General features: G+C 63.2%; 10 protein-coding genes and 1 pseudogene. 2 read left to right on the top strand and 9 right to left on the bottom strand.

Annotated elements, in window-relative coordinates; all coding sequences use genetic code 11:
* Positions 1 to 37 precede the first annotated feature (37 nt).
* Positions 38 to 1,240, bottom strand: coding sequence for an MFS transporter (locus BUB23_RS20620; protein WP_073107182.1), 1,203 nt, complete (start codon positions 1,238 to 1,240; stop codon positions 38 to 40).
* 101 nt (positions 1,241 to 1,341) lie between these two features.
* Between BUB23_RS20620 and BUB23_RS20625 the strand changes: the two genes are divergently transcribed.
* A complete protein-coding gene (locus tag BUB23_RS20625) occupies positions 1,342 to 2,241 on the top strand; it encodes a LysR family transcriptional regulator (RefSeq protein ID WP_073107185.1) in 900 nt (299 codons plus the stop codon).
* Positions 2,242 to 2,290: 49 nt separating this feature from the next.
* Here BUB23_RS20625 and BUB23_RS20630 read toward each other — a convergent pair whose 3' ends face one another.
* The 7 genes from BUB23_RS20630 to BUB23_RS20660 are packed head-to-tail and all read right to left on the bottom strand — an operon-like array spanning position 2,291 to position 8,700.
* Complete coding sequence (locus BUB23_RS20630; protein ID WP_073107187.1) at positions 2,291 to 3,172, bottom strand: isocitrate lyase/PEP mutase family protein; 882 nt, start codon at positions 3,170 to 3,172, stop codon at positions 2,291 to 2,293.
* Between the two features lie 55 nt (positions 3,173 to 3,227).
* Complete coding sequence (gene leuD, locus BUB23_RS20635) at positions 3,228 to 3,839, bottom strand: 3-isopropylmalate dehydratase small subunit (protein WP_073107190.1); 612 nt, start codon at positions 3,837 to 3,839, stop codon at positions 3,228 to 3,230.
* Positions 3,836 to 5,245, bottom strand: coding sequence for a 3-isopropylmalate dehydratase large subunit (gene leuC, locus BUB23_RS20640; protein WP_073107192.1), 1,410 nt, complete (start codon positions 5,243 to 5,245; stop codon positions 3,836 to 3,838). Before leuC ends, leuD begins: the two co-directional genes overlap by 4 nt.
* Before the next feature lie 17 nt (positions 5,246 to 5,262).
* Positions 5,263 to 6,045, bottom strand: coding sequence for an ABC transporter permease (locus BUB23_RS20645; RefSeq protein ID WP_245801343.1), 783 nt, complete (start codon positions 6,043 to 6,045; stop codon positions 5,263 to 5,265).
* The gene (locus BUB23_RS20650) at positions 6,042 to 6,866 is read right to left on the bottom strand and encodes an ABC transporter permease (protein WP_084136169.1); all 825 of its coding nucleotides are present in this window, start codon (positions 6,864 to 6,866) and stop codon (positions 6,042 to 6,044) included. Before BUB23_RS20650 ends, BUB23_RS20645 begins: the two co-directional genes overlap by 4 nt.
* Before the next feature lie 2 nt (positions 6,867 to 6,868).
* Entirely contained in the window at positions 6,869 to 7,708 is an 840-nt protein-coding gene (locus BUB23_RS20655) for an ABC transporter ATP-binding protein (protein ID WP_084136170.1), read from the bottom strand.
* Between the two features lie 8 nt (positions 7,709 to 7,716).
* Positions 7,717 to 8,700, bottom strand: coding sequence for an ABC transporter substrate-binding protein (locus BUB23_RS20660; protein WP_073107195.1), 984 nt, complete (start codon positions 8,698 to 8,700; stop codon positions 7,717 to 7,719).
* An 89-nt stretch (positions 8,701 to 8,789) separates the two neighbouring features.
* On the opposite strand from BUB23_RS20660, the gene BUB23_RS20665 reads away from it, so the two are divergent.
* Positions 8,790 to 9,536, top strand: a complete 747-nt coding sequence (locus BUB23_RS20665; protein WP_073107197.1) for a GntR family transcriptional regulator — start codon at positions 8,790 to 8,792, stop codon at positions 9,534 to 9,536.
* Positions 9,537 to 10,257: 721 nt separating this feature from the next.
* On the opposite strand, the pseudogene BUB23_RS20670 reads toward BUB23_RS20665, so the two are convergent.
* A pseudogene (locus tag BUB23_RS20670) lies at positions 10,258 to 10,503 on the bottom strand (branched-chain amino acid ABC transporter permease); the annotation flags it as partial.

Below are 10,503 nucleotides of genomic sequence, written 5' to 3' on the forward strand. Positions count from 1 at the left end.
TTCAAGAACCCGCTCTTGCGGGCGGAAATGACAGCAATCAATGAGACTCGGCAGCCAGGCCCGGCCGGGCCATCGCAGCGGCGCCGCCGCTGTCGAGCCGGCCGGCCAGCGTCGTCAAGCCCAGGGCGCCGAGCACGACAAGCGCGCCTATCCATGGCGTCGCCAGCAGGCCGGCATGCGCGACGATCAGGCCGCCCGCCCAGGCGCCGCCGGCGATGCCGACGTTGAAGGCGGCGATGTTCAGGCCGGAGGCCACGTCGACAGCCTGCGGAGCGTGGCGCTCGGCCTGCTGGACCACATACACCTGCAAGCCCGGCACATTGCCGAAGGCGACCGCGCCCCATGCCAGCACCGTTATCACGGCCAGCCACGGATTCGTGGCGGTAAAGGCCAGGGCCAGCAGCACCAGGGCCAGCAGGGCGAAAACGATTTGCAGCGCCCTGATGGGACCTTTCTTGTCCGCCAGCTTGCCGCCCCAGATATTGCCGAAGGCGACCGACACCCCGTAGACCAGCATCACGAGGCCGACGCTGGAGGCCGAGAAGCCGGCTATCTCCTGCAGGATGGGCGCAAGATAGGTGAAAGCGATGAACGATCCGCCATACCCCAGCGTGGTGATGGCGTAGACCAGCAGCAGCCTGGGCTTTTTGAGCACCGCCAATTGGGTCAGCAATGATGCCGGCGCGCTGTTGGCGATATTGCCGGGCACCAGTATCCAGCTGCCGGCGAACGCGATGACGCCAAGCAAGGACACGGCGAGAAAGGTGGTTTGCCAGCCGAAAGTCTGGCCGATGAAGGTGCCCAGCGGCACGCCGGTCACGAGCGCCACCGTGAGGCCGGTGAACATCAGGGCGATCGCGCTGGCGGCTTTGTCCTTGGACACCAGCCCGGTGGCGATGGTCGAGCCTATGGAAAAGAACACGCCATGGGCCAGGCCGGTCAGCACCCGCGCCGCCATCAGGGCGGCGTAGCCCGGCGCCATCCATGCGACCAGGTTGCCCACGGTGAACAAGGCCATCAATGCCAATAACAGCTGCTTGCGCGGCACGCGGCTGGACAAGGCCGTCAGCACCGGCGCGCCAACCGCCACGCCCAGGGCGTAGACGCTGACCAGCAGTCCGGCGGAAGGCACGGATACGCCTAGGCTGGCGGCGATGGTGGGAATAAGGCCGACGATGACGAACTCCGTCGTTCCTATGGCGAAGGCGCTCAGCGCCAGGGCCCATAAGGCAAGAGGCATGGTTTTCTCCGGTATGCAGAATAGATGCCTTGCAGTGTGGGGCCTGCGCGGCCGGAGAAAAACCGGCTTGTCTACAATATACTTTTGACTCGGAGTCAATAATGCTGAATATCGACTCGCTGCTGGCCTTCGTCGCCGTGTCCGACACGGGCTCGTTCACCGGCGCCGCCGAGCGCCTGGGCCAGACTCCGTCAGGCATGAGCCGCGCCCTGTCGCGCCTGGAATCACAGTTGGGCATGGCCTTGATCACGCGCACCACGCGGCGGCTGGACCTCACCGAGGAAGGCGAATGGCTGCTCTTGCGGGCGCGCAAGCTGCTGGCCGATCTGCAGGACACTGAAGAGCAGTTGGTGGCCTGCTTTTCACAGCCGTCGGGGCTGGTGCGCGTCAATGCCGCCACCCCGGTCCTGGACCATCTGCTGGCTCCCCTGGCCGCGGAATTCATGGACAGCTATCCTTTGCTGCGCCTGGAAATGATAAGCGGCGAAACCGTCATCGACCTGATCGAGGAACGCGTGGACCTGGCCATCCGCATCGGCCCCCTGGCCGATTCCACGCTGAATGCCAGGCGCCTGGGGAGCAGCCCGCTCAAGCTGCTGGCTTCGCCGCAATACCTGGCCCGCCACGGCACGCCGCTGGGGATAGAAGATCTTTCGAACCACAGGCTGCTGGGATTCACCGCGCCGGCGTCCTTGAATATCTGGCCATTGGCGCACGAAAGCGGCGACGGGCTGCCGGTCCAGCCGGCAGTCGCCGCCTCCAGCGGCGAGACTTTGCGGCACCTGGCCCTGGCTCACGCCGGCGTGGCCTGCCTGGCCGACTTTCTTACCCGCGAGGACGTGGCCCGCGGCGCGCTGGCGCCCGTGCTGGAAGCCGCCACGCTGCCATGGCGGCAGCCGGTATGGGCGGTCTTCTACAAGCAGGGGACATTGGCGCCGCGCGTTGCCGCGCTGGTGAACTTCCTGGCGCAGCGCCTCGCCGATGGCGTGCTGGAGAAATGACAAACTGCGATCGCCTTGGGCTGCCAGCCATGAAATACAGGTTTGCGGCTTACCGCTGCGACTCCAGGCTCCTGTACTTGGCGTCGAAGTCCCATACTTTCTGGAAGCCGATCAGCTTGCTGAACGCCTCGAAATCGTCGATCTCGTCATAGCCCAGCGAATCGCCTGCGCTTTTCAGGTGCGAATAGGCCTTGTGCAGCGCGTGCCCCATGGCGAGAAAGCCCAGGCCTGGATGGATGGCCAGGGCGAAGCCCATGTCCTGCAGTTCGCGCGCGGTAGGCTGGGGCGTGCGCCCGCCCTCGACCATATTGGCTATCAGGGGAACATCGAAGGCCCTGCCGATGGCGGCCAGCTCGTCCTTCGATTCCGGCGACTCGACGAACAATACGTCCGCGCCAGCGGCAAGGTATTGTTCTGCCCGGTTCAAAGCCTCGTCCAGGCCGTGAGTAGTTCGGGCATCCGTGCGGGCGATGATCAGGAAATCCTTCGCGTCGCCGCGCGTGTCCTTGGCGACCTTGATTTTGTTGACCATATCCTGCGCGGGGATGACCCTGCGCCCCGCGGTATGGCCGCATTTCTTGGGGAATTCCTGGTCTTCCAGCTGGATCCCGGCGGCCCCGGCGCGCATATAGCCCTCCACGGTATGCGCCACATTCAACAAACCGCCGTAACCGGTATCGCCGTCGCAAATAATCGGCGTCGAAGTGGCGCCGCAGAATGCGCCCACGCGGTTGACCATATCGGTGTATGTCGCGATACCCGCGTCCGGCAGGCCCAGGTAGGAAGCGACCGTGCCATACCCCGTCATGTAAAGGCAGTCGAACCCGAGCTGGTCCGCCACCTTCAAAGAGATCATGTCGAATATGCCCGGCGCGACAAGCAGCTTCTTTTGCGCAAAAAGGCTTTTCAAAGTTTTAGAGTTTCCAGCCATGCCTGTACATCCTTATCGATTAGATATTGCCACGTCAAAAAATAATCCCGCGCGGTCAGCGCTTCATGTATACCCACGGCCGCGCCACCCTGTCCCGTTCCTGGAATGCGTCTATGCGCGGCTCGAGCGCCAGGGTCTGGTCGATCTCGTCCTGGCCTAGCAGCAATGACTGCCGCTGCGCCTCGGGCAGCTCGAAGCGAATCGCTCCACCGGCGCCGGCCGCGACCGTGCAGGCCCGCAGGTCCACCTTGAACACCGCGCCGGACGTGGCCGCAAGCGCCAGCCGTTCGACCTGGCCGCGCGCCAGCGTTATCGGCAACAAGCCGTTCTGCAGACAGTTGTTGAAGAAAATGTCGCCATAGCTCGGCGCGATAATGCAGCGTATGCCGAATTCCTCGATGGCCCATACCGCCATTTCCCGCGAACTGCCGCAGCCGAAGTTGTCGCCGCTGATCAGGATCCTGGCATGCCGGTGGGGTTCGGCATTCAGTGGAAAAGCCGGGTTCTCGGCGCCGTCGTCCAGGTAGCGCCACACCTCGAAGGCCCATGGCGCAAATTCGCCGCGCGCCAGTTGCGCAATGCGTTCGATGCGGATGATCTGGTCCGTATCGATATTGTCCTGCATCAAGGCCGCGGCGTGGCCCTCGCAGATCGTGAAGGCTTTCATGCTGGGCCCCCCATCATTTCAGGACAGGCTATCCGCCCCATGACGGCGCTGGCGGCGGCGACCGCCGGGCTTGCCAGATGGGTCATGGCGCCGGGCCCCTGCCGCCCGACGAAATTCCGGTTCGACGTGGATACGCAGCGCTGCCCGGGCGCCACCATGTCGCCGTTCGCGCCCACGCACATGGAACAGCCGGGCTCGCGCCATTCGAAGCCCGCATCCAGGAAAACCTGGTGCAAGCCTTCGCGCTCGGCCTGCCGCTTGACTTGCGACGACCCGGGCACCACCCAGGCGGTAACGCCGGCGGCGACGTGGCGGCCCTTGAGCACGGCCGCCGCGGCCTGGAGGTCGGAAATCCGGCTATTCGTGCACGAGCCTATGAATACCCGGTCGATCCTGATCTGGTCCATGCGCTGGCCGGGCCGCAATTGCATATAGGCGAGCGCGCTCGCCAGGTTCGAGCGCTGCTGCGGGTCGGCTTGCGCGCCGGGATCCGGAACCACCCCGTCGACCGCCACCACCTGTTCCGGACTGGTCCCCCAGGTGACTTGCGGCTTGACCTGGCTGATGTCGACCTCCACCTCCATGTCGAACACGGCGCCCGCATCGGAGGGCAGGCTGCGCCAATATGCCATGGCCTGCTCCAGCGCCGCCCCCGTGGGCGCGAACTCGCGCCCCTGCACATAGCGCAAGGTCGTCTCGTCGGGAGCGATCATGCCTATCTTTGCGCCCAGCTCGATGGACAGGTTGCACAGCGTCATGCGCGCCTCCATATCCAGGGCGGCGATCGCCGGGCCGGCATACTCCACCGCGTAGCCGGTGCCCGCAGAGGCGCCCAGCAGACCTATCAGGTGAAGAATCATGTCCTTGGCGGTGAGCCCCAGTCCCGCCGCGCCCGCGAAGTTGACACGCATCGTCCTGGGGCGCGTCTGCCTGATGGTCTGGGTGGCCAGGACATGCACCAGTTCCGACGAACCTATGCCCCACGCGAGAGCGCCGAACGCGCCATGCGTGCAGGTGTGGCTGTCGGCGCACACGATCGACAGCCCGGGCAGGGTCAGGCCCAGTTCGGGGCCGATGACATGCACAATGCCCTGCCGGCCGTCGTCGATATCGAACAGCCGGATTCCCTTGTCGGCCGCCTGGCGCCGCAAGGCGTCGACCATGGCCGTGCTCCATGGCTCATCCCCCGCGCGCCTGCCGGGCCGGGTGGAGGTCACGTGGTCGAGCGTGGCGAAGGTGAGCCCGGGGTTGCGTATGGCCGCGCGCCGGCGCTCCAGTGTCCTGATGGCCTCGACGCCCGTGAGCTCGTGCATCAAATGCCGGTCCACATGCAGCAGGCTGGTTCCGCCGGGAAGCAGCGCCACTTCGTGGGCGTCCCAGATCTTGTCGAAAAGAGTATTGGCCATGGTGTTTTTCCAAGGGGTTAGCTGCCGCGCCGCAAATGGCGGTCCCACTGCAGCAGTCCGATGCTTGCCGCCGTCGCGAACAGGAACAGCATCAAGGCCAGGGCCATGATGGCCGGCGCATTGTTGCGGTCTATGGCCAGCATCAGCAGGTGGCCTATGCCGCGCTGCGAGGCGAACATTTCCCCCAGCAGGGTGCCGAGCAGGGTCAGGGAAAAGCCGATGCGCAGCCCGGCGACGATTTCGGGGACCGTCGCGGGAATCAGGACATGCAAGGCCCCTTGCCACGGCGTCAGGCGGTGCGCCTGGATGGAACGCAGATAGACCGGACGGATGTTGCGCACCGCGGTCATGGTGAATATCACGATGGGAATGATGCCGTGAATCACGCCGAACGCCACCTTTGCCGAAATGCCCAGGCCGAACATCAGCAGGATGATGGGATACAAGGCGATTTTGGGGATGGAATACAGGGCGATCAGTATCGGCTCCATCACGTCGCCAGCCAGCCGGCGGGCGCCCAAAATCAGGCCTATCGCGGTGCCGCCCACCACCGCGATGAGCAAGGCGGAAAAGAAGGCCTTGCTGGTTTCGGCCAGATGGGCGCCAAAATCCGGGTCGCCGAATTCGCGCCGCAATTGCGCCACAGTGCGCCAAGGGCCGGGCAAGACTTCGACGCCCAGGCTCCAGCTGGCGATCTGCCACAACAGCAGGATTCCGCCGACCAGCAGCAAGCCATCCATCCCGCGGGACTGCCCTGCCCGGCCGCGGATGCCGGCCTGGAATTTCTCATGCGCGTTCATGCAAGCTCCTTGAGCACCCGGCGCTGGTAGAGCCGCTGCTCCATGGCGTGCAGCGCCAGGTTGACGGCGCCGACGAAGGCCAGCAGCAAAAACATCAGGCCATACATCGTCGGGTTGTCGAAATTGTTGTAGGCGAATGCGATCTGATAGCCGAAGCCGGCGCCCGACAGCAGGAACTCGCCGCCGATGATGGCGATGAAGGAATACACAATGGCGAGCTTGATGCCGGTGAATACAAAGGGCAGGCTGGCCGGCAGGGTGATCAGGAAGACTTCCTGGGCGCGCCCCATGCGCAGCATTCTCGCGGTGCGCAGCAGGACTTTCGGAACGCGCTCCAGGCCGTTGAGCGTATTGACCGCCATCGCCACCACCGCAAACAGAAAGCCGAGCACGATCAGGGGCCATCTGTTCAGCCCGAACAGGACTATCAGCATGGGATAGAAAATGAAAATGGGAACTGCGTAATACGACAGCAGCAGCGGGTCTATCACCCGCCGCAAGCGCGGCAGCTTGAACAGCGCGAGGCCGAATAGAAAGCCCACCGAGGTGGCCATCAATATGGAAACCGCCGCGGATGACAGCGTTAGAAGCATATCCTCCTGGTAGCTTCCCTCCTGTAGAAGCCGCCACGCGCTCCATGCCATTTCCGACGGCGGGATGAAAGATATCGGGTCTATCCACGCCAGCCGGCTGGCAATCTCAAGCAGGACGATGCTCAGCAAGATGACCGCGCATCGCAATAGGGCGACGCGGTGCCTGGACGCCGCGCCAGCCCGGCCCCGGCGGCGGATATCGGCAGGCAGGATCGTTGCGCTGTCCATGGTCAGGCCCCGAGCGCTTTGAGCGATTCACTGCGCAGCAAGCCCCAGATTTTCGACTGCAGCGCTCCGTAGCGCGGGTCCATCGCCGTTTCACTGCCGCGCTCGCGGCTCCAGCCGGTCTCGACGATATCAATGAAGGTGCCCGGGCGGGCCGACATGGTGCCTATGCGGTCCGACAGCAACACCGCCTCGTCGATGGAATGGGTGATCAGCATGACCGTGGAGCCTGTTTCGCGCCATAGCTTGAGCGTTTCCTCGCCCATCAGCAAGCGCGTTTGCTGGTCCAGCGCCCCGAAAGGCTCGTCCAGCAGCATCAGGCGCGGGCGCAGGACCATGGCGCGCGCTATGCAAACCCGCTGCCGCATGCCGCCCGAGAGCTGCGACGGATAGGTCCGGGCAAAGCCGGCCAGGCCCATGAAGGCCAGCGCGTGGTCCACCCTTTCCTTGACCTCGTTTTCGGCCAGGCCCGCGCGGCGCGCGCCGAATGCCGCATTATCGAAGACCGACAGCCATGGAAAGCTGGCATCCTCCTGGAACACCACGGCGACCCCGTCGGGCACCTGGCCCTTGATTTCCGCGCCTTCAAAATGGATGCTTCCATCAGTGGGCGGACTCAGGCCCGCGACCAGGTCCAGCAATGTCGACTTGCCGCAGCCCGACGGCCCAACCACCGAGAAAAACTCCCCTTGCCGCAAATCGAACGAGACAGGCCCGAGCGCATGCAGGGGCGGACCCTCGTCGCGGGCGGCGAATATTTTCGTAGCCGCTTTGACCGCGACATGGGCTTTACAGGACGGCGCCGGACCGGGAGTTTGCTTGATCATTTTCAGGGGGCTCGCCATGGCGCTTCCTACTTGCTGCGCTGGTCGGCGGGCAGCAGGCTTTCGTCCACGATGGCCGCCCAGTCGAAAGGCCCGGGTTCTATCGCCTTGACCAGGATCAGCCCCTTGAGCATGGCGTTCATGCCTTCATAATCCAGTTTCCCGGCGCTCCAGTAATCCCCTTTCGACGCCAGGATGTCGTTGATCGCCAGCTTGGCGATCTTGGGATCGATCTTGTAGTACTTGGCCAGGATGTCGCCGGATTCCTCGGGATTTTTCAACAGATACTCGACTCCCTTGCGGCGCCCTTCGATAATGGCCTTGATGGTCGCGGGATTCTTCTTCAGGTAATCGCTGCGGACGATGCCCACGGTCTGGGTCGCCCTGGGTATTTCGTCGCCGGACTTGAAGACGATCTTGATGTTGTCCCTTTCCCGGCTGAACACCGGCTCGGTCATGTAAATGGCGTCGACGGCCCCCTCGCGCAACGCCGTATAGGCCGAGCTGAGGCTGCCCACGGCCTTGCGGTCCACATCGGCCAGGATGCCCCGGTTGCTCAAGGCCATCGTCGACACCATGTCAGTCACCGACTTCGGGCTGCTGTAGCCCAGCTTCTTGCCCTTCAGGTCCATGATGGTGCTCAAGGGCGAGTCTTTTTTCGCCACCCAGACATTGTCCGCCAGGCTGAGGACGCCCCCATGAACGATAGTGAGCTGCACGCCTTGCTTGATCGCGGCGATGGCGGCCGGAAGCGCGACTTCGCCATAGGGAATATCCGAAGCCAGGGCATTGCGCACCGTCGTTCCGCCGCCCTGAGACGTGATGAATCCCGTAACATTGACCCCGGCGTCCTTGAAAAAGCCTTTTTCCAGGGCGACAGCGAAAGGTGTGCCATACATGCCGTCGGCCCAGTGCGTGACCGTCAAATTGGTCGCGCGCGCGCTGCCGCCGGCCAGCACGGCTGGCAGGAAAAGGCCGCACAGCGCCTTTGCAAGAAAAGGCTTGAGATTCATTTTTTGTCTCCTGAATAGGTATCGTAATTTTTGTCCTACACTTTTAGATTAAAGTATATCCCTACATTTGTCACGGAAATTTCCAGTCAATGAACAGTCGACGAAACATCACAAGTCCCCCGGAAGCGGAGAATGTGCTACGCAGCGGTGACATGGTCGAACGGATAGCGGCCGTTCTCAAAGAACAAATCCTCGAAGGCACGCTCGCGCCCGGGCAGCGCCTCATTTCGCGCGATCTCATAGAGGAACTGGGGGTCAGCCGGGGCCCTCTCCGGGAGGCGTTCCGGCGCCTGGCCGCCGACAGGCTGGTCCAGCTGATACCCAACCGCGGCGCGCTGGTGCGGCGCCTGTCGCCCGACGAAATCATTCATCTGTTTCAAATACGCGAGGCGCTGGAAGGCCAGGCGGCGCGCCTGGCCGCCGCGAAGATAGACGAAGGAGACAACCGCAAGTTTTTCCAGGCCATCGTCGACCAGGGCCTGGAGCACAAACGCCAGCAGGACATTCAGCCCTTCATTACGCACAACCGCGAGTTCCACCAGGCCATCGTCAAGCTCAGCGGCAACCCCGAACTCGGCGAACTGATAGACAGGTATCAGCTGGCCGTATTCATGACGCTGCTTCGGCAAGTCATAGGCACGGGCCAGCTCATCAAGAATTCGATAACACAGCACGAGGCGATTGCCGAGGCCATCCTGGCGGGCGATCAGGATGCCGCCTACGCGGCAATGCAAAAGCATTTGTGGTACTCGGCCCATACCATGCTCGAGCGGGTGGAGCTCAAGATGGCGGGCGCCTCGCGCAATGGCCTGCAAGCGCCGGGTTCCATCGGGTAGCGCGATACCTCGTCCAGCGGAGTGCGCTTGTGAACCGGCCAAGCGCGCGCGAGCGACCGCCCCTGCGATCCGGCAATTGGGAATTTCGCCGCCGGCGCCGTGGCAGAGGGCTTTAGACCTGTGCCGGGTCGTGGTTTGTTGTGGTTCTTCTGACGCGCGCCAGGTCTTGGCGCTTTGTCGTTTCTTTTGATGTGGGCCGGGTCCTGATGCTCTGAGGTTTCTTTAGGCGTGTGCCAAGTCTGGTGCGTTGTTGTTCTTAAGACGGATGCCAAGTTTTGGCGCTTTGTCGTTTCTTTTGTCGTGGGCCGGCTCCTGGTGGCCTATTGGCATATGCATAATTTGGATGTACCGTTGCTGAATGAGCCTTTCATGGGCGGACCGTTGGAAGCTGCACCATTGAAGCCTGCCATCGGCCCAACGACACCGTTGGCCAGACCTGCCCCGATGCCCAAGCGGGCCGGCTGGCGGCCCGCGCCGGGCGAGCGCACAAGCTCTTTCGCCAGCCGTAACCATTACGCAAGAATGCCAAGCACCCAGCCCGTCCCGGCAGAGATACAAAACCTGGGATGCAGCCCAGCGGCGTGTCAAGAAGATCAACCACACAAAGAGGCAGCAACCGAAACCTCCATTGCAAACAACCATCGAATGAAAGAATAAAAAAGGGGCGCCGTTTTCGCAGCGCCCTTTTGAGTAGCGGCCTGGAAACCAGGCCGCCTGGCGGCTACGCCTTCTTGCTTTTGAAGCGATAGATCAACTCCCCCACGATGCCGCGGCGGAAAGCCATCACGCAGATGATGAAGATCAGCCCGATCACGATCGTGACCGACTCCCCCAGCACCTGGAACCACTGCACCCCGGTCGCATTGCTCAGGAAGCGCCCGAACTCGCCCACCTTGTTCTCCAGCATCACCACGATAAAAGCCCCCAGCACCGGGCCGGTAAAAGTGCCCAGCCCGCCGATGAGCGT

The organism is Pollutimonas bauzanensis (assembly GCF_900129885.1).
GTDB lineage: Bacteria > Pseudomonadota > Gammaproteobacteria > Burkholderiales > Burkholderiaceae_B > Pollutimonas > Pollutimonas bauzanensis.

Bases quoted from the DNA above. Each gene is read 5' to 3' on its own strand.
- BUB23_RS20620 (WP_073107182.1), bottom strand. From the start codon at position 1,240: ATGCCTCTTGCCTTATGGGCCCTGGCGCTGAGCGCCTTCGCCATAGGA.
- BUB23_RS20625 (WP_073107185.1), top strand. From the start codon at position 1,342: ATGCTGAATATCGACTCGCTGCTGGCCTTCGTCGCCGTGTCCGACACG.
- BUB23_RS20630 (WP_073107187.1), bottom strand. From the start codon at position 3,172: ATGGCTGGAAACTCTAAAACTTTGAAAAGCCTTTTTGCGCAAAAGAAG.
- leuD (WP_073107190.1), bottom strand. From the start codon at position 3,839: ATGAAAGCCTTCACGATCTGCGAGGGCCACGCCGCGGCCTTGATGCAG.
- leuC (WP_073107192.1), bottom strand. From the start codon at position 5,245: ATGGCCAATACTCTTTTCGACAAGATCTGGGACGCCCACGAAGTGGCG.
- BUB23_RS20645 (WP_245801343.1), bottom strand. From the start codon at position 6,045: ATGAACGCGCATGAGAAATTCCAGGCCGGCATCCGCGGCCGGGCAGGG.
- BUB23_RS20650 (WP_084136169.1), bottom strand. From the start codon at position 6,866: ATGGACAGCGCAACGATCCTGCCTGCCGATATCCGCCGCCGGGGCCGG.
- BUB23_RS20655 (WP_084136170.1), bottom strand. From the start codon at position 7,708: ATGGCGAGCCCCCTGAAAATGATCAAGCAAACTCCCGGTCCGGCGCCG.
- BUB23_RS20660 (WP_073107195.1), bottom strand. From the start codon at position 8,700: ATGAATCTCAAGCCTTTTCTTGCAAAGGCGCTGTGCGGCCTTTTCCTG.
- BUB23_RS20665 (WP_073107197.1), top strand. From the start codon at position 8,790: ATGAACAGTCGACGAAACATCACAAGTCCCCCGGAAGCGGAGAATGTG.